This is a genomic window from Bradyrhizobium icense (assembly GCF_001693385.1).
GTDB classification, from domain to species: domain Bacteria; phylum Pseudomonadota; class Alphaproteobacteria; order Rhizobiales; family Xanthobacteraceae; genus Bradyrhizobium; species Bradyrhizobium icense.
Genome location: NZ_CP016428.1, coordinates 3,689,928 through 3,713,185 on the forward strand (window position 1 = coordinate 3,689,928; position 23,258 = coordinate 3,713,185).

Here is a 23,258-nt window from a genome sequence, read left to right on the forward strand (position 1 = left end):
AGCGCCTGTGGGGGCAGCGAAAATGCTGAATAATCCATCGAAAGACGTCATCGCGGAGAGCCAGCCGCTGTTCGGTCGCGGCATGCCGTGGCGGATCAGGCTGAGTGCGATCCAGTGGCTGATCCTGAGCGCCGCGGGGCTCGTGATCGCGATCATGCTCGGCACCGGCTATTTTGCCCTGCAGTACCGCGAGCGGGCGCTGGAAGTCGCCGAGCGCGAACTCAACAACAGCGCGCTCTTGCTGTCACGGCATTTCGACCAGCAATTGAGCGATCTACAGCACGTGCACGAGGACGTCGTCGCCGCCATGCGGGCCGACGGGGTCGATACGTCGGAAAAGTTCGAACAGAGAATGTCGACCTTGAGCGTGCACGAGATGCTGCGCAGCAAGCTTTCGGCGCTGCCCCATGTCGGCGCGCTGAACCTGTGGAACGCCAAGGGATGGCTGATCAACTCCTCCGAGATGTGGCCAGTCCCCGATCTCAGCATCGCGGACCGCCAGTACTTCAAGGAGTTCACGTCGGGAAGATCGACGCGAGACGTGATCGTCGATCCGGTCGTCAGCAAGGTGACGAGGAACTGGACCACGCTATTTGCGCGCAAGATCGTCGGCCGCAATGGCGAGATCATCGGATTTGCCAGCCGTGGCGTCGAACCTTCGCATTTCGAGGCCTTTGTCGGATCGCTGGAGCTCAACAGCGATACCGCGATCTCGATGATTCACCGCAACGGCACCATCATTGCCCGCTATCCCAAGGACGACAGCCTGATCGGCTTCAATGTCGCCGAAACCGAGGCCTTCCAACGCGCGCTGGCCGTGGATGGCAACATATCCGGGCGCTTCACCAGCGCGAGGCGGGCGGAAGACAAGGTCGGCGCGGTCAAGTCGCTCATGCACTTTCCGATCCTGATCGTCGCGACTACCCGAACGGAGGCTGCGTTGGCCGACTGGCGGGCGCAGACCAGGCTGCAATTTTTCGCGGCAGCGTTGGCAATCATCGTCGTGATCGGCATGGTCTTTCTGATCGTGCGCCAGCTCCGCGGCCAGCATGCCGCCGCGCAGCGCAAGCTTTCGGAGAAGAGCCAGCATCTCGACACCGCCATCAACAACATGACGCAGGGCCTGTTGCTGTTCGATGCCTCCGGCCGTCTTGTGATCTGCAACCGCCAGTATATCGAAATGTTCGGGCTGTCGCCGGAGGTCGTCAAACCCGGCTGTCATCTGCGCGACCTGATCCGGCACCGTCAGGAACGCGGCTCCTTTCTCGGCGACGTCGACGCCTATTGCGACCGCTTCCTCGATCCCAATGGCAGCCTGGTTCAGGACACTGTAACCTCGACGCCGGACGGGCGCATGATCCGGCTGATCTTCAAGCGCTCGGCGGACGGCGGCTGGGCCACGACGCTGGAAGACGTCACCGAAGGGCGTCGCGACCAAGCCAGGATCGAGCATCTCGCGCATTACGACGCGCTGACCAATCTGCCGAACCGCACCCTGTTCCAGCGCCATGCGGAGGGACTGCTGCTGGAAACCGAGGGGTGCGAGTTCGCGATCCTCTATATCGACATCGACGAGTTCAAGCGCATCAACGACACGCTGGGACATCTGATCGGCGACGAGTTCCTGAAGGGCGTTGCGGAGCGGTTGCGCCAGTCGGTCGGCCCGGAAGACTTCATCGCCCGCCTCGGCGGGGATGAGTTCGCCATCCTGCAGCACGACATCGGGAGCTCCGAGGACGTTCACGCGCTGGTCGCGCGGATCTATCAGGCACTGCGTACCCCGTTCGATTGCCATGGCCATCAGCTTTCCAGCGATGCCAGCATCGGTATCGCGATTGCCCCGCGCGACGGCTCGGACCTGTTCGATCTCCTGAAGAACGCCGATCTCGCGATGTATGCGGCGAAGGCCGCCGGCCGCAGGACTTATCGCTTCTTCAATCCGGAGATGGAGCAGCAGGCCAATCATCGCCGCGAGTTGGAGGCGGACTTGCGCGAGGCGCTGGTGCAGGGCGGGTTCGAATTGCATTATCAGCCGCAGGTCGATCTGCGCGGCGACGGCGTCACCGGCTGCGAGGCGCTGCTGCGCTGGCGGCACCCGGTGCGCGGCATGATTTCGCCCGCCGACTTCGTACCGGTCGCCGAGGAGACCGGCCTGATCGAGGAGATCGGGCGGTGGGTGTTGCGCACCGCCTGTACCGAAGCCGCCGCCTGGCCGGCCCATGTCCGCATCGCCGTCAACGTCTCGCCAGTCCAGTTCCGCTCAGAGACGCTTTCGCTGAAGGTCGCCGCGGCGCTGACCGAGAGCGGGCTCGACCCGCGCCGGCTGGAGCTGGAGATCACCGAAGCCGTCCTGATTGCGGACGACGACGCCGCGCTTACGACGCTGAACCAGCTCCGCGCGCTCGGCATTCACATCGCGCTCGACGATTTCGGCACCGGTTATTCATCGCTGCAATATCTGCAGCGCTTCCCGTTCGACAAGATCAAGATCGACCGCTCCTTCGTCAAGGAAGTGACGCGCAATTCCTCGTCGGCCTCGATCATCCGCGCGGTGGTCAGCATCGCCGCCGACCGCAACATGATCACGACCGCCGAAGGCGTCGAGACGTTGCAGCAGCGCGAGACCGTGCAGAATCTCGGATGCACGCAAATGCAGGGCTATCTGTTCAGCGCCGCGCGTCCAGCCCAGGAGATCCGCGTGCTACTGGCGACGGGGGAGGCCGGCGTCGAGGCCGCGGCGTGAGCTGCCCTAGCGCCGCGCCTCGGAAATCGCCTTCCTGAGAATCCGCGACAGCAGCTCTACCGAATAAGGTTTCTGGATCAGCTCGAAGCCGCGGTGGGCGCTTTCCGCCAGCACGTTGCTGTAACCGCTGGTCAGGACCACGGGCAGGCCGGGATAGCGTTCGCGCACGATGCCGGCGAGCTCGACGCCGTTTATGCCGGGCATGATGACGTCGGAAAACACCAGGTCGGCGGAAAACTCGTCCTCGGCCAGGATTGCGAGCGCGGCGTCCGCGCTGGCGACGCGGCGCACGGTGTAGCCGAGATCTTCCAACAGCTCGGTGGAGAACTGGCCGACGTCGTCATTGTCCTCGACCACGAGGACGCGGTAGCCGCGGCCGCGGGCGGCGGGTTCGCTGCCGGTCGCGGCAGCCTCGACCGCGTCGGCCGGCACCGCGGCCTGCGGCAGGTAGATCGTGAACGTCGCGCCCCGGCCGGGCTCGCTCGCGACCGCGATGTCGCCGTCGGATTGCTTGGCAAAGCCGAACGCCTGGCTCAGCCCGAGGCCGGTGCCCTTGCCGACTTCCTTGGTGGTAAAGAACGGCTCGAAGATCGTCTCGAGAAGGGCAGGGGCAATGCCGCAGCCGGTATCGGTCACGGTGATGGCGACGAAGTCGCCGCTGCGGGCGGGCTGGGCACGCAGCGGCGGTATGGCATTCACCTTGCGGACCTGAATGGTCAGCCGGCCCTCGCTGTCCATGGCATCGCGGCTGTTGACCGCGAGATTCATCAGCGCGGTTTCGAATTGCGCGATATCGGCGATTGCGAAGCAGCTGAGATCGACGATGTCGACATCGATCCGGATCCGGGCGCCGACGAGGGGACGGATCAATTGTGCGACTGACTCAACCTGGGTGCCGACGTTGAACACCTGCGGCTTCAGCGGCTGCCTGCGGGCGAACGCCAGCAACTGCCCGGTCAGCTTGGAGGCGCGCTCCACGGTCTCGGCTATCGCGTCGATGTAGCGCCGGCGCCGCTCTTCCGGCAATTCGCGGCGGCGCAGGAAATCCGTCGCGGAGCGGATGATGGTCAGCAGATTGTTGAAATCGTGCGCCACGCCGCCAGTCAACTGTCCGACCGCTTCCATTTTCTGCGACTGGCGCAGCGCTTCCTCGCCCTGGCGGCGCTCGGTGACGTCGATGGCCTCCGGCACCGCGCCGATGACGGTGCCGTACCGGTCGTGCAGCGGGCGCATCGCGAAATCGAAATAGCGGTCGCCGATCGGCAGATGCAGCAGCATCTCGATCTTGACCTCTTCGCCCCGCATTACGGTGATGAAGGCGTCGCGGACGGCATCGCGCATGCCGGAGGTGGCGGTAAACCACGGCGTTTCCCAGAACGGCTGGCCGACCACCGCGCCGGCGTCGGCGCAGATTCCGGCCAGCGCCGTCTGGTTGGCATAGAGCACGTCGCCGTGCTGGTTCAGCAGCGCCTGATATTGATGGCTGGTCTCGAAGATCGCCCGCATCTGGGCTTCGCTGGATTCGAGCTGCGCGGTTCGCTCGGTGATCCGCATTTCGAGGATCTCATTCAGCCGGCGCAGATCGTGCTCGGCCTGCTTGGCCGACGTAATGTCGTGGGCGACGCCGATGAACCCAATGTGCTTGCCGGTCGGATCCCAGCGCGGTTGGGATTCCGAGCGCAGCCACCGCCATTCGCCGTCGGCGCGCTGGTAGCGCGCCTCCAGCACGAACGGCTTCAGCGAGGCCTCGCCCGCGACGGATTCCTGCACGATGCGCGGCGCGTCATCCGGATGCAGCCTTTTGCGCCAGTCGAACACGATGGCTTCCTCGAACGGCAGCCCGAGGAAATCGACATAGGCCTGGTTGGCGAAGGAACGCGTGCGGTCGAGCTTGGTGACCCAGATCGGCACCGGCGCGCTGTTGGCGATCAGGCGGAAGCGCTCCTCGCTTTCGCGCAAGGTTGCCTGCGCCAGCATTTGTGCGGTGACGTCGCAATCGGCGCCGACCAAGCGAAGCGCGCGGCCGTCGCGGTCGCGCTCGATCTTGCCTACGACGCGGATCCAGCGCATCGCGCCGTCGTTCGGCCGCACGATCCGGTATTCGGCCGAATAGTCTTCGCTCTGGCTCTTCAATACGCCGAACAGGTGCTGGACCGTTCGCTCGCGATCCTCGGGATGGATTCGACTGACCCATTCCTCGTAGGTCTCGTTGGCCGCCTCCGGCGGCAGCCCGTGAACCAGAAGATATTCGGGGGAGCGACGGTTCTTGACGCCGTCACGGAAATCGATTTCGAGACCGCCGACACCGGCGATGCGCTGGATCCGCGCCAGTTCCGCTTCGCGCTCCTGCAAGGCACGATGGGCGCTGTCGCGCTCGCTCGCGATTTTCTGCAGGTGTTGCCGCAAACGCTCGGCGGCGGCAGCTTCAGGCAGGATGTTCGTCGTGTCGGAAGGGGTCATGCGTGCCGGCAACCTCTGCCGGCCACTTTCACACAAGAGCCGGCGCGTTTGCCAGCCTCATTTGCTCTTGGTGGTTGACCGGCAGTTATAGGCCCTGCGGAACCCCGCAGCTTGCGCATCTTCCTCGGAACAGAACCAGCGGTCCGGCTTCAATCCCGGATAGGATCGGCACGCCTGCAGGTGGTAGATGCCGAGGTTCCCGGTGACGCGCGCGCGCACCGCGTATTTGCCCTTGATGTTGCATCTCGCCGGCATCACGAGATCCTCGGGGAACAATGCCTCGCGGATTTCGCGATCTCGATCGGCCCGGCACGCGGCGCCGAGCAAGGGGCCGTCCTTTTTGGCCGCGCGGAACTCGCGCGGCGCGGCGAAGCAGCCCTTCCACAGCCCATGGCGGTCTTCCCGGGCACGGGCTTCATCCGGCTTGAAGCGTCCGCTTGCGGACGCTTCAATATTCAATGCAAAACCCTTTTGGACAAGCAGTTGGCTCAGGCTGGTTGTCTCGCCCTCGATTTTACATACGCCGATGCGCCGCTTCTTGTAGGTCGGGTCCGCACCCAGATCGTCGCAGCGGACTTGTTTGCCGCCGATCAGCTTGGTCAGTTGATCGCGCGCCTCGATACCGCAGGTCCAGCTATCGGCGTGCTCGTCAATGCAGAGCTGGTCGATGGACGGGACATCGATCCCGTCGAGACGGTAGATGACGTTACCCAACTGAAGCGTGTTGCCATCCCGGACGATGGCGGTAGCGGCCGAACTCTGGCTGGTCGGAAGGAGCATCGACAGCAACGCCGCAATCAGAAGAATTCGTGACCGCATCTGTTTCATTTCAAATCAATTCCACACCCGGCGCTGCCTTCTAGCATAAGGTGATGTGATTGAACCAAGATGCCGGCGCTAATGGGCGCGAGCGAAGCAGGCTGGGGAAAACCGTGAGCGCCGTTGCGAGCCACCGACCAGCGGCCCATTGACTTCGTAAGAACGAAAGAGGAACATGGGCGGCGTCGCTCAACACGGAATGCTGCCATGTCGTCCTCTTCACAGCCGAAGTCCGAAGAGAACGACGAGCTGGAAGCCGCTGTAGATCAGGCCATTTCTGCCTGTGGTGGGGATATGAGGGCGACGATCCGCGCGTTGATCGTGGCCAACGAATATCTGGAATCCGAGGTCGGCGAGCTGATGAAAGCGGTATCCCACGCTTATGCGCGAGGCCGGTTCAGCTCCTATTCCGGCTGAATTACCGCCGGGCGGCACCGCGAAGCCGGTACGAGACCGTTGCCTCCACCGATTTTTGCTGTACGACGGGTGTGTTACCCGCGTCCCGCATGTCTCATTGCGGGGGAGGATCCCGCCCAAAGCTCAAGCAAGAAGAACATGTTCAAGAGAATTCTGATCGCAAATCGCGGCGAGATCGCCTGCCGGGTCATCAAGACTGCGCGCCGTATGGGGATCGAGACGGTCGCGGTGTATTCCGAGGCCGACCGCGATGCGCTGCACGTCGAAATGGCCGATGACGCCGTGCTGATCGGCCCGCCGGCAGCGGCCGAGAGCTATCTGTTGATCGACCGGATTATCGATGCCTGCCGCAAGACCGGCGCGGAAGCCGTACATCCTGGCTATGGCTTCCTGTCCGAGCGCGAGGCGTTTCCGCGCGAACTCGCCAAGGCGGGCATCGTCTTCATCGGTCCCAATCCCGGCGCCATTGCCGCGATGGGCGACAAGATCGAATCCAAGAAGGCAGCCGCCAAGGCCAAGGTCTCCACCGTACCCGGCCATCTCGGCGTGATCGAGGACGACAAGCACGCGGTGAAGATCGCCGACGAGATCGGCTATCCCGTGATGATCAAGGCTTCCGCCGGCGGCGGCGGCAAGGGCATGAGGATCGCGCATTCGAAGAAGGAAGTCGCCGAAGGCTTCAATCTCGCCAAGGCCGAAGCGAAATCATCGTTCGGCGACGATCGCGTCTTCATCGAAAAGTTCATCGTCGATCCCCGCCACATCGAAATCCAGGTGCTCGGCGACAAGCATGGCAATGTGATCCATCTTGGCGAGCGCGAATGTTCGATCCAGCGCCGCAACCAGAAGGTCATCGAGGAGGCACCATCGCCGCTGCTCGACGAGACCACCCGCCGCAAGATGGGCGAACAGGCGGTCGCTCTGGCCAAGGCGGTGAATTACGATTCGGCCGGCACCGTCGAATTCGTCGCCGGCCAGGACAAGAGCTTCTACTTCCTGGAGATGAACACCCGTCTGCAGGTCGAGCATCCCGTCACCGAACTGGTCACGGGCATCGATCTGGTCGAGCAGATGATCCGGGTCGCCGCCGGCGAGAAGCTTTCCATCGCGCAGAAGGACGTCACGTTGACCGGCTGGGCGGTGGAATCGCGCGTCTATGCCGAGGATCCGTTCCGCAACTTCCTGCCGTCGATCGGCAGGCTGGTGAAATACCGGCCGCCGGCGGAAGCGAGCCAGGACGGCGTCACCGTCCGCAACGATACCGGCGTGCAGGAAGGCGGCGAGATCTCGATCCATTACGATCCGATGATTGCCAAGCTCGTGACGCATGCGCCGTCACGGGCCGCCGCGATCGAGGCACAGGCCACTGCGCTCGATGCGTTTTACGTCGATGGCATCAGGCACAACATTCCGTTTCTGTCGGCGCTGATGAACCATCCGCGCTGGCGCGAGGGCAAGCTGTCGACCGGCTTCATATCGGAGGAATTTCCAAAAGGGTTTTCCGCGCGCCCGCCGGAAGGAGAGATCGCGCGACGGCTGGCCGCCGTTGGCGCCGCGATCGATCACGTGCTCGGCGAGCGCAAGCGGCAGATTTCGGGCCAGATGAGCGGCCGCCTGGTGCAGCGCGAGCGCCGCCGTGCGGTATGGCTTGACCGCGACGAAATCGCGCTCGACGTGGCACGCGAGGCCGACGGCATTGCGGTGCGCTTCATCGGCGCCGATAGCCTGCCCGGCAACCCGCACAATCTGGTCTCGACCTGGACCCCTGGCGAACCGGTCTGGCACGGCACGATCGACGGCCACTTCGTGGCGATGCAGGTGCGCGCGATCCCGAACGGCTTCCGCCTGGCGCATCAAGGCTTTGAAGTTGCAGTGAACGTCTTCACTGAAAGCGAGGCCACAGCGGCGCGGCTAATGCCGGTGACGTCGGCCGCCGATACCGGCAAGAAGCTGTTGTGCCCGATGCCCGGGCTCGTGGTGTCGATTGCGGTCGCCGAAGGGCAGGAGGTCAAGTCCGGCGAGACGTTGGCCGTGGTCGAGGCGATGAAAATGCAGAACGTGCTGCGCGCCGAGCGCGACGGCACCGTGAAGAAGATCCACGCCGCGGCCGGCGCGACACTGGCGGTGGACGCGTTGATATTGGAGTTTGCGTAGGCGCAACCCCCGTCATTGCGAGCGTAGCGAAGCAATCCATCGTGCGGCAAAGGAACTATGGATTGCCTCGTCGCTTCAGCGCAAAATTGCTTTGCAATTTTGTCGCGAGCTCTTCGCAATGACGGAAGATAGAACTGAGGGCACCATGGCTTTCCGTCAGCGCCGCCAGAGATTGCGCGCCATCCTCACCGGCTCCACCTGCATCCGGCCGGGGTCGGTCTATGACGCGACCTCGATCCGCATTGCGGAAGACCTCGGCTTCGAACTCGGCATGTTCGGCGGCTCGGTGGCCTCGCTGGCCGTGCTCGGCGATCCCGATATTGCCCTGATCACGTTGACCGAGCTCGCCGAGCAGATGCGGCGGATGTCGCGCGCCTCGACACTGCCGGTGCTGGTCGACGCCGACCACGGCTATGGCAACGCGCTCAACGTCCGCCGCACCGTTCAGGAACTCGAGGCCGCCGGCGCCGCCGGCCTCACCATCGAGGACACGCTGCTGCCGCCGGCGTTTGGGCAAACCGGAACGCAAATGATCACGCTGGAGGAGGGCGTTGGCAAGATGAAGGCCGCGCTTGATGGTCGCAGCGATCCCTCGCTGGTCATCATGGGCCGCACCGGCGCCGTGTCCGTCACCGGCCTTGACGATGCGATCGCACGAGCGAAAGCCTATGAGGCCACGGGCGTCGATGCGCTGTTCCTCACCGGCATCAAGGGCCGGAGCGAGCTGGAAGCGGTTTCCGCCGCGACGAGATTGCCGATCGTTCTCGGCGGCGCGCCCGAGGACATGACGGCGTTGGATTATCTCGCCGGTCAACGCGTGCGGATCGCGCTGCAGGGCCACGCACCATTCGCCGCCGCGACGCAGGCCGTCTACCAGACGCTGAAGGCGTTGCGCGAGGGAACCTCGCCGAAAAATTTGAACGGCCTTGCGTCTGCCGAGTTGACCAGCCGGGCCATGCGCGATGCCGATGTAAAGGCACGCTCCGGCGAATTTCTCGGGTTGAAGAATAAATGAGCGATGCAATTCGTCATGTCACGATAAGCGGCCGGGTGCAGGGCGTCGGCTATCGCGCCTGGGTCGACGATACGGCGCGGGCGCGCGATCTCGAAGGCTGGGTGCGCAACCGCAGGGACGGCTGTGTCGAGGCGGTGTTCGCAGGTCCCGCGGAGCCGGTGACCGCGATGATCTCGGCCTGCCGGCGAGGGCCGTCATCGGCGCGGGTCGAGACGGTACAGGACGACGCCGGCAACCCCGAGATGCTGAAGCTGCGACGGGCAGGGGAGCGGTTCTCGGTTCTGCCGACGATATAACGTCGATGCATGCTCGAACCGGGCCCGCTTTCGGACCTCCGACCTTGACCGCCCCAGTCGCCAATGGCCCTATTCGGATATCGAATGCGTGGAGCAAGTATCAACTATTCGACTGGGCGGAGACGGGCGATGGACATTCGATCGACGCTGATGGATCTATGCGATGCCTTCAACGCGCACGATCTTGATCGCATCATGACGTTCTTTTCTGACGATTGTGTCCTGGAGATGCCGAGGGGAAGCAAGCCTTGGGGTTCACGTTTCGAGGGCAAACGGAACGTGCGGGAAGCGCTGGCAACACGCTTCGAGGGCCTGCCTGACGTCCACTATGGCAACGACGAGCATTTTGTGGATTCGACTGCGAAGACCGGCATCTCAAAATGGACCCTCACAGGCACCACCCGTGAGGGCAGCAGAAAGGAGGTCCGGGGTTGCGACTTCTACACGTTTCGCAACGGGAAGGTGATCCGCAAGGACTCCTATTGGAAAATCGTGGAGTAGCAGGTGTTGGCTTTTCCGGTCTAGCAGAGCTGATGTTCAGCGAGCCGCTTCTTGCACAACTACATAACAGCTACGCGCCTCAGTGCGTCCGTTCGCCCGACGCGAATTCGCCATCGTGCTGGATGGAGGCGCTGTCGACATATTGCAAGTCGATTGAGGAATACACGATGCTGCGATTGCGGCCGAGGCGCTTTGCCTCGTAGAGGGCAGTGTCGGCTTCTCCCACCAGCGCGGCCTCGTCTATTGTCGAACGGGTTTTTGCGGCACCGCCTGCGCTGATGGTGATGTAGCCTCGGCTCGAAGCTGTGTTCGGAATGCCGAGCGCCCGAACCGTCAGGCGGATGGATTCGGCAACCTTCAAGGCATCGTCTTCCGAAGTGTTCGGCAATACGACGGCGAATTCCTCGCCGCCGTAGCGCGCGGACAGGCCTGACGTGTTGGCGGTCGCATCGCCGATGGCCTTCGCAACCGCCTGCAGGCAGCGGTCGCCGGCCTGATGTCCGTAGGTATCGTTGTAGCCCTTGAAATTGTCGATATCGAACAGCAGCACCGAAATCTCTTCGCAGGCTTCGTACTCGCGCCGCAGGAAGCCGTCGAGGGTGCGGCGGTTGGTGAGCCCGGTCAGCCCATCGGTTGCTGCAAGCTGGGTGAGGCGGCGGTTGAGCTGGGTCAGCTCATCCTCCATTCTTTTGCGTTCGGTGACATCGCGGATGACGCAGAGGAATTCCGTCCGCGTCGGGTCGCTGGTATCCGATGCCAGCTTGAATTTGCTCTCGACCCACGCCAGGGTTCCGTCGCCGCGATAGTGCCGGAACACGACCGTGCTGACGCCACCGACACCGTTAAGCCGCATGGTTGCCTGCATTACGCTTTCCCGATCCTCGGGATGGACCAGATCGAAGCATGATTTTCCGATCAGGTCCTTCGCCTGCAGTCCGAGCACCGGCTCGACGGAACGAGAAACATAACGGAGCATGCTGTGGGCATCGATCATGATGATGATGTCGGCGATATTGTCAGCCAGCAACCGATAGTGCGCCTCGCGTTCGCGCAGCGTGCGCTCGGTCTTGCTGCGGAAGTGGAACTGCAGGGCAAGCAGCGCCGCCAACATCAGGATCATGCATAGCAGCACGCCGGCGACGATGGCGTCGGTCCGCAAGCCCTTCCACCATTCGGAAAGCAGCCAGTCTTCCGACATAGCGACGGTGACTACCATCGGGTAGTGCGGCGTCACCTCATAGCCGAGGTGCTTCACGAGGCCGTCGAACGGCGAGATGATCTTGTAGTATCCGACAGAGCTTTGCTTGAGATGCTTCCTGAACAGGTCGGTCTTGGAGAGATCCGTGCTCTTGTCCGACTGCGGCCAGCGCATCAGGAGCGCACCATCATTCCGTATCAGGCTAATGCCGCCGTCGGGGCCGAGCTGGAATGTCCGGTAAAAGTTATTGAAGTAATCCTTGTCGATCGCCGCGGCGACGACCCCGCCGAAGCTGCCGTCGAGCTTGGTAATGCGTTTCGAAAGAACGATCATGGAGGATCGCTCGTCCACACGGGATTGCATCAGTTCGCTGATCCGAAGCGTGTTGTCCGGTTTGTCACGATGGTCGGCGAAATAGCTGCGGTCCGAGATGGTATGGCGCGGTGTTTCCGGCAACGACGAATAGGTCCAGTTGCCCTTGGCGTCCGCGACGCCGATGCCGCGCAATTGGGGCAGCGTTTTCGCCGTTTCAGCGAGGTATCTGTTGAACCTGCCCGGATCGGGATCCCTGTATTTCAGCAAGTCCACCATTCCAGCCATCGCGATGTCGACCGCCTGGATGGTGTGCGAGGCATGCTCGGAAAGCGAATGGGCGAGGTTCTGGATATCGGAGCTGCCGCTCGCCAGCGCCGCCTTTTTGGCGTCCAGCGCCTTCCAGGCCATGACGCCGAGGATGCAGGCGGTCATGACCAGCGCAAAGGCGATGACCACGGCCGTCGATGTCACCCGCCGCAGCGGCCCAACGGGTTTTGGGGAATTTCGATGGGGCATTCTGTGCCTTGATGCCGCGCCAGACCTCGTTGCTGGCAGCGTGCGAGGGGAATCTAAGACGCGACCGGTACTGAGCGGTTAACGGATCGACCGGGAAACCACCCCACATCCAAGTTCCATTTCGGGAACCCGGGCCGGACGCTTTGGGAAGCTGCGCAGAGGGACCGGCGTGCGGACCAGTTCTCCAAACCACGACGCTGGCTTGACATTGGTGCAGTCTCGTCAGATATTTCTGTTATGACAGAAAGAACCGACAAAAAGAAACTCCCCGCCGTCGTCGAACGGTTCATCCTGCACTGGGGCGATATGGGAGATGAGTGGGGCGTCAATCGCTCCGTCAGCCAGATCCACGGCCTGCTTTACCTCGCCGAGGCGCCGATGACGGCGGAGGATATCGCGGAGACGCTCGGCATGGCGCGGTCCAACGTCTCCAACTCGATCAAGGAATTGCTGGCCTGGAATCTGATCCGCCGGGTGCCGATCCTCGGCGACCGCCGCGATCATTTCGAGGCCGAGACCGACATCTGGGAAGTGGCGGCGCGGATCGCCGCCGGCCGCAAGGAGCGCGAGATCGATCCTGCCGTCGATGCACTGCGCGCCTGCGTTTCCGACGCGGCCGATGATCCGACCATCAGCCCGGTCGCGGCCAAGCGGCTGAAGGAGATGCTGGCTTTCACCGAACTGGTCGACCGCTGGTACACGCAGATGCTGCATGTGCCGCGGCCGAGGCTGGTGGCGCTGATCAAGCTTGGCGAGAAGATCGTCAGCTTCTTGCCGGCGGGGAAGTCCAGATAGGGCATAGGGGCAGCGCAGGAGCGTGTGATGGCGTCCACCAGATTACCCAGGTTTCCCGCAACGCCTGCCTCGAACACCATCCTGCTCGACGACCGCCGCTTCCATGATCTGTTGCCCGACGAGGAGTGGGGCCGCCTGCCGCTGGCGATATGGCGGCGTTTTTCCAAGCGTTTTGCGGATGGCGAGACCGTCGTCTATGTCGGCGAAGTTGAGGAGGCGAGTTTTAGCCGCGCCGGCTGGTGGCTGGCGCAGCTCGCGCGCCTGATCGGCGGGCCGCTGCCAACGGGCTCCGCGACCGGCGTGCCCATGGCCGTGATGGTGACCGAGGATGCGGCGAGCGGCGGCCAGATCTGGACCCGCATCTGCGCGCGCAGCAACGGCTTTCCGCAGGTCATCCATTCCGCAAAACGGTTCGCCGGACCGACCGGGCTCGAAGAATATGTCGGCTACGGCGTCAGCATGGCGTTGCGCATTTCCGTCGAGCACGAAGCGCTGGTGTTTCGCAGCGTCGGCTATTCCTTGCAGATCGGGCCGTTGCGGTTGCCGCTGCCGCCCTGGCTCACGCCCGGCGACCTCACCGTGACCCATTCCGACCTCGGCGCCGGCATGTTCCGCTTCACGCTCGAGATCGTTCATCCGCGCTTTGGCCGGCTCATTCGTCAGTCCGCCGTGTTCATGGAGGCCGCATCATGACTTCGCTGCTCTGGATCCTGATCGCTATTCAGGTCGTGATGGGCGTGTTCGACACGTTCTACCATCATGAACTGACCGAGCGGCTCGCGTGGCGACCGTCGCAGCGTTATGAGCTGCAGCTTCATGCGTTGCGCAACATGCTGTATGCGCTGTTGTTCCTGGTGCTGGGCTGGCTAGAGGTGCACGGCATTTTCGCCATGCTGATCATCGCAGTGCTGGTCGCCGAGATTGTCATCACGCTGATGGATTTCGTCGAGGAGGACATGAGCCGGAAATTGCCGGCCAGCGAACGCATCAATCACACGCTGCTCGCGATCAATTACGGTGCCATTCTGGTGCTGCTGCTGCCGGTCCTGATCTCTTGGGCGATGCAGCCGAGCGGAATCCAATCGGCTTACGCGAGCTGGCTCAGTCTGATCGCCGCGGCGGCAGCCGTTGGCGCTGCACTGTGCGGCCTGCGCGATTTCACCGCCTCAAAGCGTCTTTCGCGCATGACGAGTGCGCCAGCGGCAAGCCTGGTTGAAAAACTGCCCGCGCGGCAGACCGTGCTGGTCACCGGCGGCACCGGCTTCATCGGCAGCCGCCTGGTCGCAGGCCTGACGGGGGCAGGGCATCAGGTAATCGTGCTGGTGCGTAATCCGGCGAAGGCCGAGATGCTGCCGCCGCCGATCACGCTGATCACGAGCCTCGATCAGCTCCCGACCGACGCCCGTATCGATGCCATCGTCAATCTCGCGGGCGAGCCGATCGGCAACGGGCTATGGACCGAAGCCAAGCGCCGCAGGATTCTGGATTCCCGCATCAACATGACCGGCGACGTCGTCCACCTGATCGCGCGACTTGAACGTAAACCCCACCGTGCTGGTCTCGGGCTCGGCGATCGGCTGGTACGGGCTCTGGCAGGACCAGGTGCTGACGGAATCCGCCAAGTCCCACGCCTGTTTCAGCCATGAACTGTGCGACGCGTGGGAGAAGGCGGCGCGTGCGGCGGAAGAGCACGGCGTGCGGGTGGTCTACTTACGGATCGGCCTCGTGATCGGCACCGACGGCGGCTTCATCACGCGAATGCTGATGCCGTTCGAATTCGGCCTCGGCGGACCGCTGGGCACGGGACGGCAGTGGATGTCGTGGATCGAGCGCGACGATCTGATCCGCCTGATCGCCCACGTCATCGCGCGTTCGGAAATCTCGGGACCCGTCAACGCGACGGCGCCGATCCCGGTCACCAATTTGAAATTCACTGAAGAGCTCGGCCGCCGCCTGCGCCGGCCTGCAGTGTTCCGCATCCCCGGCGGGCTGCTGCGCCGTATCGGCGGCGATTTCGCCAATGAATTGCTGCTGGGTGGCCAGCGCGTGTTGCCGAACAAGGCGCTCAGCAACGGTTTTGTATTCCGGCACGAAACGCTGCGCAGCGCGTTCGAGGCGATCTTGTGAGGAGTTAAGTGCCCGGCCAGTCAGCGGTCACCGGGGCAGTTTCGCGATCGCCCGGCTGAGCTCGTGGATTTCGTATGGCTTGCGCAGAATCGGAAAGTCGCCGCGCACGTTCAGCGCTGCGTCGCTATAGCCGCTGGTCAGGAGGATCGGCAGTCCTGGCCTTACGGCCTTCAGGTGGCGCGCCAGACCGAGCCCGTCCATTTTGCCGGGCATCACGATGTCGGAGAAGACGAGGTCTATTCTGTCGAGTTCGATTTCGCGCAACGCGGCTTCGGCGCTTGCCACCCTGCGGACGGTGTAGCCGAGCTGTTCGAGCAGGCCGGTGCTGACGGCTGCAACATCAGGATTGTCTTCCACCAGCAGCACGGTGCCGCTTCCGCTGGTTTCGACGGCGTCGACCTCCCCGGCAGCGTTAGCGGCCTCCATTCGAGGCAGCAGGATCGTGATCCTCGTGCCCTTGCCGAGCTCGCTCGCCACCTCGACCGTTCCGCCGGCCTGATGGGCGAAGCCGTGAACCTGCGATAGTCCAAGACCCGAGCCCTTGCCGATCGGCTTGGTGGTGAAGAAGGGATCGAAAATCTTGCCGAGCACATCAGGCGCGATGCCGGTGCCGGTATCTTCCACCGAGATCGCGACATATTCTGTATCGGCCTCGGTTGGCGTGTCGTTGTGCGCCGATATCGTGATGACGCCGCCGCCCGTCATGGCGTCGCGCGCGTTGATGACGAGGTTGACCAGCGCCGTCTCGAATTCGGTGACGTCGACCATCACCGGCCAAACGCCCGCGTCGACCTCGAGCTGCAATGTCACCGCGCTGCCGACACCGGTATCGAGGACTTCGCGCGTCGCATCGATGCGTTCGGCGACGTCGACCGCCTGCGGATCGACGCTCTGCCGCCGCGCGAACGTCAATAACTGGCTGGTGAGAGAAGCGCCGCGCTTGGTCGCCCCTTCGATCGCCGATAGCGCACGCTGACATTTGGGGTCGTCGCCAACCGCCTTCTTCAGCGTGTGAAGACTGCCGCTGATGACCATCAGAAGATTGTTGAAGTCATGGGCCACGCCGCCCGTCAGTTGGCCGAGTGCATCGAACTTCTGCGATTCCGCGAGCTGCTGCTGCATCCGTTCGAGCTTGAGCTGGGCTTCGCGGCGCTCGGTAACGTCCCGGGTAATCTTGGCAAAGCCGATGAGCTTGCCATCCTCGTAGATCGGGTCGATGACGACGCTGGCCCAGAAGAACGTGCCGTCCTTGCGAACGCGCCAGCCTTCCTCCTCATAACGGCCGTGTTCCCGGGCAATGCGCAATGCGCGTAGCGGATTGCCATTCGCGCGATCGACTTCGGTATAAAAGCAGGAAAAATGCTGTCCGATGATTTCGGCGGGCGCGTAACCCTTGATCCGCTGGCCGCCGATGTTCCAGCTCGTCACCACCCCGGTCGGATCCAGCATGTAAAGCGCGTAGTCGGAAACGCCTTCAACCAAGAGTCGGAAATTGCGTTCGCTTTCGAATAGATCCCTTTGCTGCTGCTGATCTTTTTTCGACATCCGACCTGCCCATTTAACTGGCGCAAACGCTTGTGCTGCCGATTGGTTCCACGGCCGTCGGGCTTTTTAACGAAATGGTGGTTATCGCGCTGCGGCCACACTTCTGAACGTCGCCGCCAATGTCCGCAGCGCCGCGAGCTTGGTTGGGTCGCTGACCTTCGAGTGCAGCAAGACCTTCGAGGAAGCGAGTCGCGGCAGCCCGTCGGCCGGCCCGATATCGACCAGACCCGCCGGCGCAATCCGCCGGGCCAGCGGCGCTACCGCGAGGCCAGCCAATGCCGCGGCGGCCACGGCGGTGACGCCGCCGCCGACAAAGCTCTCGTTCCATGCGATGCCGGCCTTGTCGAGGGCACGGATCGCGAGCGCGCGTACGCCGCAGGGCGGGGCCAGCATCGCCAGCGGCAGCCTCTCGCCGCGGCGCCAGGCCAGACCTTTGGCGGCAAACCAGCCGAAGCCATCTTCGGTCAGCTTCTCGCCGCCGCGTCGGCTGCCTTCCTGCCGGACCACCACGGCATCGAACTCGCCGGCATCGTAGGCGTCGAGCATCTGGCGCGAGAAGCCGATGGTCACGGAAAGCGCCAGTTGCGACACCGCATGCAGCCGTTCGAGCAGCGGCACCAGTTCGGGTCCTGCGGCATGATCGGAGATCCCAAGCGACAATAGCGGGCGCGGGGGCTTGTCGTCGCCCGACAGCGCACGGTCATGCGCCTCGATCAGCGCGCGGGCGTGCGGCAGGAACGCAGCGCCCTCGGCGGTCAGCGCGACCGCCCGCGGCGAGCGCTCGGCCAGCCGCCGGCCTACCACGCTCTCCAGCCGCTGCAGCTTCATGCTGATGGCGGCCTGTGTCGTGCCAAGCGCTTCGGCGGCGCGCGTGAAACTTTGCAGTTCGGCGACCAGAAGAAACGCCTGCACCGTATCGATATCCAGCGTGCTCATAGCATCATCAACAATACTTATCATTGTTATGAACAAAGATAAGATACCAAAATGGCGGCCGCGGGTCTAGCTGAGGGGGAAGCGCAATACCTGCGCGCCCGCTCAAGGAGAACGACCATGCCGCTCATCACCGTCACCTATTCCAGCGCCCGCAAAGCGCCGTCGCTGAAGGCCGGGATTGCGTCCGCCGTCAGCGATCTCACCGCGCGAATCCTGCGCAAGGATCCGAAGGTCACCGCCGTCATCGTGAAGTCGGTCGAGGCTGCCGATTGGTTCGCCGGCGGTAAATCGCTCGCCGAGCAGAACTTCGCCAGCTTCTGGCTCGACGTTCACGTCAGCGAAGGCACCAACACAAGGACGAGAAGGCGGCCTATCTCGCCGCGCTATTCCAGCGCATGGGCGAACTGCTCGGGCCGCTGCATGAAGAGAGCTACGCCCATGTCGACGAAGTGAAGGGCGACGCCTATGGCTTCGGCGGCCTCACCCAGGAGCGCCGCTACATCGCCGGCCAACTCGAAGTCGCGCCGCGGAAGGCTGCGGTGTGAAGATCGCCCGACGAGCGGACGGCGCGCGGCGCCGTCCGCTCGGCTCTCCACTTCACACGATCAGCACTCCCAGCACGGCCGCGGTCGCTGCGACAAGCGAGGACGCAATCACGGTGGCTCGCCAAAGCAGTTGCTGCCGCGCCGCGCGGCGATCCTGGAATGCCAGCCAGTCGCGGACGAACCCGGCGGGGATGTCCATCGTGACGCTACGTCTGTTCGGATGATGCAGTTCGTGATCTGCGAACATGGCGCGCACGTTCGCCACGCCCAAACGGTCAAGTGCGCAATTCCATTCCCAGGCGTGCGTGCTGTTGGTCCATCGGTTCTCGAAGGGAAGCCTGTGCGACATCATCGCGACCTCCGCTAAACACCGCCTGCCTCTGGATATGTGGCCCCATTCGTCGTGGCGGAAGACCTCGAGGAAGAGCGGCGATAGCCACTGGCATCCGTTCGACAGTTTCAGGCGCTCGCCGCGGGCAAGCGCGCCATGGTCGTTCCGAACACCTCCTGGAATGCCCGCCGGAGCGCGATGTCGACGTCTTCCATCGCCACGGGCAGGCCGAGGTCGACCAGCGAGGTCACCCCGTAGCGCGGGTCGACGACGCCGCAGGGGACGATGGCGGAAAAATGCGAAAGCTCCGGCTCGACATTGATGGCGATGCCGTGGAACGACACCCAGCGCCGCAAGCGCACGCCGATCGCGGCGATCTTGTCTTCATGGCCGACACCCTTGTCCGGCCGCCGGACCCAGACGCCGACACGATCCTCGCGGCGCTCGCCGCGCACGTTAAAGGCATCGAGCGTGCGGATGATCCATTCCTCGAGACCGGCAACATAGGCGCGCACGTCCGGTCGCCGCCGCTTGAGGTCGAGCATCACATAGGCCACCCGCTGGCCGGGCCCGTGATAGGTGATCTGTCCGCCGCGGCCGGTGGTGAACAGCGGGAAACGCGGGTCGAGCAGGTCGCCTTCCTTGCCGCTGGTGCCCGACGTGTAGAGCGGGGGGTGCTCCAGGAGCCAGACCAGCTCGGTCGCCTTCCGCTCGGCGATCTCGGCTGCGCGTTCCTCCATGGCGGCCACGGCCTCGGGATAGGGTACCGGTTCCGCCGAAATCCGCCATTCGACCTCGCCGCCGCCCTGGGCATGCGCGAATGTCGTCAAATCAAGGCTTTGGCGGCTATTAACCATTGGCTAACCATAACGTGGTCAGGTGGGAACCACACCCATTTAGTCCCCCTTTGGCGGTTCAGAAGTGGCCACCCTCGATAAAGTCAGCGTCGATCTCATGGTGGTGCTCGGCACCACGACCATGCCCATTCACCAGGTGATGCGGCTTTCCCGCGGCGCCATCATCGAACTGGACGCCACCGAGGCGGACGAGGTCAAGATCCTCGCCAATACCTTGCCCATTGCCTCCGGCGTGGTGCTGGTCGATCGCAACCGCATCGCGGTCGAAGTCAAGCAAATGCTGCCGAAATCCCCTGATGTCAGGTAGTTATCGGAGCGCAAAACCTCCTTGTCCCTCCATCCCTGATTTGTTACATCGCAGCCGTTGATCCGGCGGGCTGCAATCCTTCCAGCCGGTATCCCAAGCGCTCGTGGCGGAATTGGTAGACGCGCTGCCTTGAGGTGGCAGTGAGTAACATCGTGGGGGTTCGAGTCCCTCCGAGCGCACCATTCACCCACGTTTGGCGTTGAAATCCTTAAGGTTTTTTCCGGAAGTTACTGATCGGCGCTACTGCTGCGTTCACGGCTCGCAACAGCGTGAAATCCCCGATGTTCTCGTTTTGGCTATGGTCGAATGACACCAGCTTCTCCATGCCGCTGGCGCCCAGTTGGTCGCGCCTGGCCTTGGCAATGTAGTGGGCGGGCATCTTCGGGTCGGTCCAGCCGAACATTGCCATCATCTGTGCCTCCGTGCAGTCGGCATACGCGGCAGCCTCGGCTCTCGTCTTTCGCACGCCATGGCAGCTCTTCTTAGGTTCGTTGGCCTGCCATCACGGCGTACTTCTTGAACTTGTTGGTCCATGACTTCTTGGTCATCGGCTCGATGCGGCCGTTGCTGTCACCGACCCGCTTGCCGACGAACACCTCCTCGCCGATGATCCCGGCCGCGCGAGCCGTCCGCAGGCTCCCGGCGAAGTCGGGATGGATCGGTACCGTCACGGTGGTGCGGCCTTGACTCTTCTCGGTGGCGATCTGGAACGACGTTCAGGAGTCACTCTAGTGAAGGCAGATAAAACTTGGAGTATTGTGAGATAGTCGAAAGAGCCAAAAATCATCGTGAGCTAGCGAAGTCGAAGAAGAAGATAGCGATCATTTTCTCTTGATCGGCTTAGCTGGGACAGTTGCGCAGTTTCTCTAGGGCTTCTTGAGCGCTTCCAATGCTGCGGCCTTGAGGCGTCGGGGGCGGCGCCGACCTCGTACATGCCCCTACATGAAATGTCCGATGACACAGAACGCACTGGCCCGTGCAGTGGCCTTTGGCTTTGGTAATTCACTACGATCGATGCTGGGACTTCATATCGAGCGCTCGGTCTTCGCCGCTATGCCGCCGACGGAAAGATCACGGACGCCTGGCGATTCTCGCGGCGCACCAGACACGATTCAAACGTGTGACTTTGCCTTCGGAGGGAAGTGGCTGAGCCAGGTAGGAACGAGGTGTCGTGCGACTGCGGGACCGCATGCAGCCACAGAACGTCGCACACTCATTCAGGCTGAATGTTGGCGTCCTTGGCAACCTTGGCCCATTTCTCGATCTCGGCTCGAATATGATCCGCGAATTGTGAGGGCGTTCCGCCCACGGGATCGACGCCCTGGTCCACGAAGCGGCGCTTCACATCGTCCATTTTGAAGATTGTATTTATCTCGGCACTCAGCTTTTGCACGATCTCGGGTCGGATGCCTGCGGGCCCGACGATGCCGAACCACACGGTGACCTCGTATCCAGGAGCGCCGGCCTCCGACACCGTCGGTACGTTTGCGGCAAGGGCCGAGCGCGTCTTGCTGCTCACGCCGAGCGCGTGCAGTTTGTCGCCATTGACTTGGGGCAGTACGTTCGGCGTGTTGTCGAAGGCGATATCGATGTGCCCGCCGAGCAGGTCGTTCACCATCGGCGCACTGCCTTTATAGGGCACGTGCACGATGTCGATCCCGGTCATGCTTTTGAACAATTCCATCGACAGATGATTGGACGAGCCGATGCCGGTGGAGCCGTAGCTGACTTTGCCGGGATTCTTCCTGGCGTAGTCGATCAACGCCTTGAGGGAATTGATCGGCAGGGAGGGCCGTATGACGAGGAGATTCTGCGTCTGGCCCGCGAAGATCAGCGGCGTGAAATCCTTTACCGTATCGTAGGGCAGATTCTTGTAGATGCTGGGATTGGCGCCGAATGGAAACGCGACGCCCAGCAGGGTGTAGCCGTCGGGCGGAGCCTTGGCGACCGCTTCGGTACCGATCAGCGTGCCGCCGCCCGCCCGGTTCTCGACCACGACCGGAACGCCCCAGGCCTCCGCGAGTTTTTGCGATACGATCCGTGCCAGCGTGTCGTTGAATCCGCCGGGTGGGTAGGGAACGATGTAGCGGATGGTACGGTTCGGATAACTGTCCGCGCCGGCTGGTGTTGAGGCGGTCTGCGCCGATGCGGCGGTGGCGCCGATGAGGAGAACGAGGAGAGCGCGGCAGGCGAAGTGAAAAAGACGGCGTGCGATCGATATAACTTCAGCCCGCTGCGTTTCAGACATAGCAAGGTCCCTCGATCAGTGGATGGGCGTTGATGAAGGCTTCATTGATCTCGACGCCAAGCCCCGGAGTTTCCGATGGCTTGACGCATCCGTCTGCATCCAGCGTGTAGGGGACGCCGCCAACCTCGTCGCGGAACGGGTTGTGCTTGGCTACATCGCCCTCGAAATATCCGGGGAGGTCGACGGCCGCTAGCACGTTGATGCTCGCGGCCATGTTGATGCCGGTTGCCGAGGTGTGCGGATTGAAGGACAGCTTCCACGCATAGGCCATGCCGGCGATGCGGACCGCCTCGGTGACGCCGCCGGTCTTGGACAGGTCTGGCTGCACGAAGCTCACGGCGCGGTCTTCGATTAGGCGCGTGAACTCGAAGCGGGTGTAGTGGTTTTCGCCCGCCGCCAGCGGCGTGGTGCCGAGCGAGGCCGCGGTCTGGTACGAGCGGTAGTCCTGCGCCGGAAATGGTTCTTCGAGCCATCCGATCTGCAGCTCCTCATAGGCCGGCATCACGCGGCGCACGTCATCGACCGTGTAGCCCGTGTTGGCGTCCACCAGGATCTCAATTTCATCTCCGACCGCTTCGCGGACGGCGGTGGCGCGGGCGACGTCGTCGCGCGGATTATCGCCGACGCGAAGCTTGATCGCCCGGTATCCCTGCCCGACGTAGCCGAGGGCTTCCTGCGCGAGCGATTGCGGCGCTTGCCAGCCGAGCGAAATGCCCCCCGCATAGGCCTTGATCGGTTTTGAAGCGCCGCCGAGCAATTTGTAGAGCGGCCAGCCGGCCGCCTTGGCCCTGATATCCCACAATGCGAGATCGAGTCCGCTCAAGGCCATCGCGGCGGCATAACCCATGCCGTGGCTCGCCAGTTGCATCTGGTAGACGCGCTGCCAGACGCCGACGACGTTCATCGCATCCATGCCGACGATGAGTTCGGAGATCGTGGTATCGATCAGTTTGGCGATCGCGCCCGGGCAGCGGCCGTGATGGGCTTCGCCCCATCCAGTCAGGCCTTCGTCGGTGGTGACCTTCACCAGCACCGCGTCGCGCTTAACGGCGCGGCCAATACCCAGCCTGACGTTCTGGCCTTCCGGTACGCGGTAGGAGATCGGGACGGCCTTGATCGATGTAATGCGCATG

At 63.2% G+C, this 23,258-nt stretch carries 20 protein-coding genes, 1 tRNA gene and 2 pseudogenes; 12 read left to right on the plus strand and 11 right to left on the minus strand.

Annotated elements, in window-relative coordinates:
- Window positions 1–22 precede the first annotated feature (22 nt).
- Window positions 23–2,743, plus strand: coding sequence for a bifunctional diguanylate cyclase/phosphodiesterase (locus LMTR13_RS17340; protein ID WP_083219077.1), 2,721 nt, complete (start codon window positions 23–25; stop codon window positions 2,741–2,743).
- A gap of 6 nt (window positions 2,744–2,749) precedes the next feature.
- Here the strand turns inward: LMTR13_RS17340 and LMTR13_RS17345 are convergent, their stop codons facing one another.
- Window positions 2,750–5,203, minus strand: coding sequence for a PAS domain-containing sensor histidine kinase (locus LMTR13_RS17345; RefSeq protein ID WP_065728907.1), 2,454 nt, complete (start codon window positions 5,201–5,203; stop codon window positions 2,750–2,752).
- A gap of 57 nt (window positions 5,204–5,260) precedes the next feature.
- Window positions 5,261–6,031: a thermonuclease family protein gene (locus LMTR13_RS17350; protein WP_156795660.1), complete on the minus strand. Its 771-nt coding sequence runs from the start codon at window positions 6,029–6,031 to the stop codon at window positions 5,261–5,263.
- A 198-nt stretch (window positions 6,032–6,229) separates the two neighbouring features.
- On the opposite strand from LMTR13_RS17350, the gene LMTR13_RS17355 reads away from it, so the two are divergent.
- From LMTR13_RS17355 to LMTR13_RS17375, 5 genes are all read left to right on the plus strand, one after another.
- Entirely contained in the window at window positions 6,230–6,439 is a 210-nt protein-coding gene (locus LMTR13_RS17355) for a hypothetical protein (protein WP_065728908.1), read from the plus strand.
- Window positions 6,440–6,577: 138 nt separating this feature from the next.
- Window positions 6,578–8,593 carry an acetyl-CoA carboxylase biotin carboxylase subunit gene (locus tag LMTR13_RS17360; RefSeq protein ID WP_065728909.1) on the plus strand — a complete coding sequence of 672 codons (2,016 nt, stop codon included), beginning with the start codon at window positions 6,578–6,580 and terminating at the stop codon, window positions 8,591–8,593.
- 145 nt (window positions 8,594–8,738) lie between these two features.
- Window positions 8,739–9,608 (plus strand): isocitrate lyase/PEP mutase family protein, encoded by an 870-nt coding sequence (locus LMTR13_RS17365; RefSeq protein ID WP_065732761.1) that lies wholly within the window; start codon window positions 8,739–8,741, stop codon window positions 9,606–9,608.
- On the plus strand, window positions 9,605–9,904 hold the full coding sequence (locus LMTR13_RS17370) for an acylphosphatase (protein ID WP_065728910.1): 300 nt from the start codon (window positions 9,605–9,607) through the stop codon (window positions 9,902–9,904). The genes LMTR13_RS17365 and LMTR13_RS17370 overlap by 4 nt, the downstream gene beginning before the upstream one ends.
- 129 nt (window positions 9,905–10,033) lie before the next feature.
- Window positions 10,034–10,405, plus strand: a complete 372-nt coding sequence (locus LMTR13_RS17375) for a nuclear transport factor 2 family protein (RefSeq protein ID WP_065728911.1) — start codon at window positions 10,034–10,036, stop codon at window positions 10,403–10,405.
- 79 nt (window positions 10,406–10,484) lie between these two features.
- Here the strand turns inward: LMTR13_RS17375 and LMTR13_RS17380 are convergent, their stop codons facing one another.
- Window positions 10,485–12,434 (minus strand): diguanylate cyclase domain-containing protein, encoded by a 1,950-nt coding sequence (locus LMTR13_RS17380; protein WP_065728912.1) that lies wholly within the window; start codon window positions 12,432–12,434, stop codon window positions 10,485–10,487.
- A 237-nt stretch (window positions 12,435–12,671) separates the two neighbouring features.
- On the opposite strand from LMTR13_RS17380, the gene LMTR13_RS17385 reads away from it, so the two are divergent.
- The 3 genes and pseudogenes from LMTR13_RS17385 to LMTR13_RS17395 all read left to right on the plus strand — a co-directional run bounded on the left by LMTR13_RS17385 (window position 12,672) and on the right by LMTR13_RS17395 (window position 15,356).
- Window positions 12,672–13,229, plus strand: coding sequence for a GbsR/MarR family transcriptional regulator (locus LMTR13_RS17385; protein ID WP_065728913.1), 558 nt, complete (start codon window positions 12,672–12,674; stop codon window positions 13,227–13,229).
- Window positions 13,230–13,256: 27 nt separating this feature from the next.
- Window positions 13,257–13,922 carry a DUF4166 domain-containing protein gene (locus LMTR13_RS17390; protein ID WP_065728914.1) on the plus strand — a complete coding sequence of 222 codons (666 nt, stop codon included), beginning with the start codon at window positions 13,257–13,259 and terminating at the stop codon, window positions 13,920–13,922.
- Window positions 13,919–15,356 (plus strand): annotated as a pseudogene (locus LMTR13_RS17395) (TIGR01777 family oxidoreductase). Before LMTR13_RS17390 ends, LMTR13_RS17395 begins: the two are co-directional and overlap by 4 nt.
- Before the next feature lie 27 nt (window positions 15,357–15,383).
- Here LMTR13_RS17395 and LMTR13_RS17400 read toward each other — a convergent pair.
- The gene (locus LMTR13_RS17400) at window positions 15,384–16,901 is read right to left on the minus strand and encodes an ATP-binding protein (protein ID WP_065728915.1); all 1,518 of its coding nucleotides are present in this window, start codon (window positions 16,899–16,901) and stop codon (window positions 15,384–15,386) included.
- An 81-nt stretch (window positions 16,902–16,982) separates the two neighbouring features.
- Window positions 16,983–17,837: a LysR family transcriptional regulator gene (locus LMTR13_RS17405; protein WP_065728916.1), complete on the minus strand. Its 855-nt coding sequence runs from the start codon at window positions 17,835–17,837 to the stop codon at window positions 16,983–16,985.
- A 117-nt stretch (window positions 17,838–17,954) separates the two neighbouring features.
- Between LMTR13_RS17405 and LMTR13_RS17410 the strand changes: the two are divergent.
- Window positions 17,955–18,382: pseudogene (locus tag LMTR13_RS17410) on the plus strand (tautomerase family protein).
- Between the two features lie 52 nt (window positions 18,383–18,434).
- On the opposite strand, the gene LMTR13_RS17415 reads toward LMTR13_RS17410, so the two are convergent.
- Window positions 18,435–18,734 (minus strand): hypothetical protein, encoded by a 300-nt coding sequence (locus LMTR13_RS17415; RefSeq protein WP_065728917.1) that lies wholly within the window; start codon window positions 18,732–18,734, stop codon window positions 18,435–18,437.
- 107 nt (window positions 18,735–18,841) lie between these two features.
- The gene (gene lipB / locus LMTR13_RS17420; RefSeq protein WP_065728918.1) at window positions 18,842–19,570 is read right to left on the minus strand and encodes a lipoyl(octanoyl) transferase LipB; all 729 of its coding nucleotides are present in this window, start codon (window positions 19,568–19,570) and stop codon (window positions 18,842–18,844) included.
- A gap of 64 nt (window positions 19,571–19,634) precedes the next feature.
- On the opposite strand from lipB, the gene LMTR13_RS17425 reads away from it, so the two are divergent.
- Window positions 19,635–19,877, plus strand: a complete 243-nt coding sequence (locus LMTR13_RS17425) for a FliM/FliN family flagellar motor switch protein (protein WP_065728919.1) — start codon at window positions 19,635–19,637, stop codon at window positions 19,875–19,877.
- A 97-nt stretch (window positions 19,878–19,974) separates the two neighbouring features.
- Window positions 19,975–20,059 (plus strand) — tRNA-Leu (locus LMTR13_RS17430).
- Between the two features lie 26 nt (window positions 20,060–20,085).
- Here the strand turns inward: LMTR13_RS17430 and LMTR13_RS17435 are convergent.
- The 4 genes from LMTR13_RS17435 to LMTR13_RS17450 all read right to left on the minus strand — a co-directional run bounded on the left by LMTR13_RS17435 (window position 20,086) and on the right by LMTR13_RS17450 (window position 23,257).
- Window positions 20,086–20,289: a hypothetical protein gene (locus LMTR13_RS17435; protein WP_156795661.1), complete on the minus strand. Its 204-nt coding sequence runs from the start codon at window positions 20,287–20,289 to the stop codon at window positions 20,086–20,088.
- A 70-nt stretch (window positions 20,290–20,359) separates the two neighbouring features.
- On the minus strand, window positions 20,360–20,548 hold the full coding sequence (locus LMTR13_RS17440; RefSeq protein WP_065728921.1) for a hypothetical protein: 189 nt from the start codon (window positions 20,546–20,548) through the stop codon (window positions 20,360–20,362).
- A gap of 542 nt (window positions 20,549–21,090) precedes the next feature.
- Window positions 21,091–22,125 carry a tripartite tricarboxylate transporter substrate binding protein gene (locus LMTR13_RS17445; RefSeq protein WP_083219078.1) on the minus strand — a complete coding sequence of 345 codons (1,035 nt, stop codon included), beginning with the start codon at window positions 22,123–22,125 and terminating at the stop codon, window positions 21,091–21,093.
- Window positions 22,118–23,257 carry a mandelate racemase/muconate lactonizing enzyme family protein gene (locus LMTR13_RS17450; protein WP_065732763.1) on the minus strand — a complete coding sequence of 380 codons (1,140 nt, stop codon included), beginning with the start codon at window positions 23,255–23,257 and terminating at the stop codon, window positions 22,118–22,120. Before LMTR13_RS17450 ends, LMTR13_RS17445 begins: the two co-directional genes overlap by 8 nt.
- Between the last annotated feature and the right edge of the window lies 1 nt (window position 23,258).

Excerpts from the sequence above, each read along its gene's own strand:
- LMTR13_RS17340 (WP_083219077.1), top strand. The coding sequence starts at position 23 with ATGCTGAATAATCCATCGAAAGACGTCATCGCGGAGAGCCAGCCGCTG.
- LMTR13_RS17345 (WP_065728907.1), bottom strand. The coding sequence starts at position 5,203 with ATGACCCCTTCCGACACGACGAACATCCTGCCTGAAGCTGCCGCCGCC.
- LMTR13_RS17350 (WP_156795660.1), bottom strand. The coding sequence starts at position 6,031 with ATGAAACAGATGCGGTCACGAATTCTTCTGATTGCGGCGTTGCTGTCG.
- LMTR13_RS17355 (WP_065728908.1), top strand. The coding sequence starts at position 6,230 with ATGTCGTCCTCTTCACAGCCGAAGTCCGAAGAGAACGACGAGCTGGAA.
- LMTR13_RS17360 (WP_065728909.1), top strand. The coding sequence starts at position 6,578 with ATGTTCAAGAGAATTCTGATCGCAAATCGCGGCGAGATCGCCTGCCGG.
- LMTR13_RS17365 (WP_065732761.1), top strand. The coding sequence starts at position 8,739 with ATGGCTTTCCGTCAGCGCCGCCAGAGATTGCGCGCCATCCTCACCGGC.
- LMTR13_RS17370 (WP_065728910.1), top strand. The coding sequence starts at position 9,605 with ATGAGCGATGCAATTCGTCATGTCACGATAAGCGGCCGGGTGCAGGGC.
- LMTR13_RS17375 (WP_065728911.1), top strand. The coding sequence starts at position 10,034 with ATGGACATTCGATCGACGCTGATGGATCTATGCGATGCCTTCAACGCG.
- LMTR13_RS17380 (WP_065728912.1), bottom strand. The coding sequence starts at position 12,434 with ATGCCCCATCGAAATTCCCCAAAACCCGTTGGGCCGCTGCGGCGGGTG.
- LMTR13_RS17385 (WP_065728913.1), top strand. The coding sequence starts at position 12,672 with ATGACAGAAAGAACCGACAAAAAGAAACTCCCCGCCGTCGTCGAACGG.
- LMTR13_RS17390 (WP_065728914.1), top strand. The coding sequence starts at position 13,257 with ATGGCGTCCACCAGATTACCCAGGTTTCCCGCAACGCCTGCCTCGAAC.
- LMTR13_RS17400 (WP_065728915.1), bottom strand. The coding sequence starts at position 16,901 with ATGTCGAAAAAAGATCAGCAGCAGCAAAGGGATCTATTCGAAAGCGAA.
- LMTR13_RS17405 (WP_065728916.1), bottom strand. The coding sequence starts at position 17,837 with ATGAGCACGCTGGATATCGATACGGTGCAGGCGTTTCTTCTGGTCGCC.
- LMTR13_RS17415 (WP_065728917.1), bottom strand. The coding sequence starts at position 18,734 with ATGATGTCGCACAGGCTTCCCTTCGAGAACCGATGGACCAACAGCACG.
- lipB (WP_065728918.1), bottom strand. The coding sequence starts at position 19,570 with ATGGTTAATAGCCGCCAAAGCCTTGATTTGACGACATTCGCGCATGCC.
- LMTR13_RS17435 (WP_156795661.1), bottom strand. The coding sequence starts at position 20,289 with ATGATGGCAATGTTCGGCTGGACCGACCCGAAGATGCCCGCCCACTAC.
- LMTR13_RS17445 (WP_083219078.1), bottom strand. The coding sequence starts at position 22,125 with ATGTCTGAAACGCAGCGGGCTGAAGTTATATCGATCGCACGCCGTCTT.
- LMTR13_RS17450 (WP_065732763.1), bottom strand. The coding sequence starts at position 23,257 with ATGCGCATTACATCGATCAAGGCCGTCCCGATCTCCTACCGCGTACCG.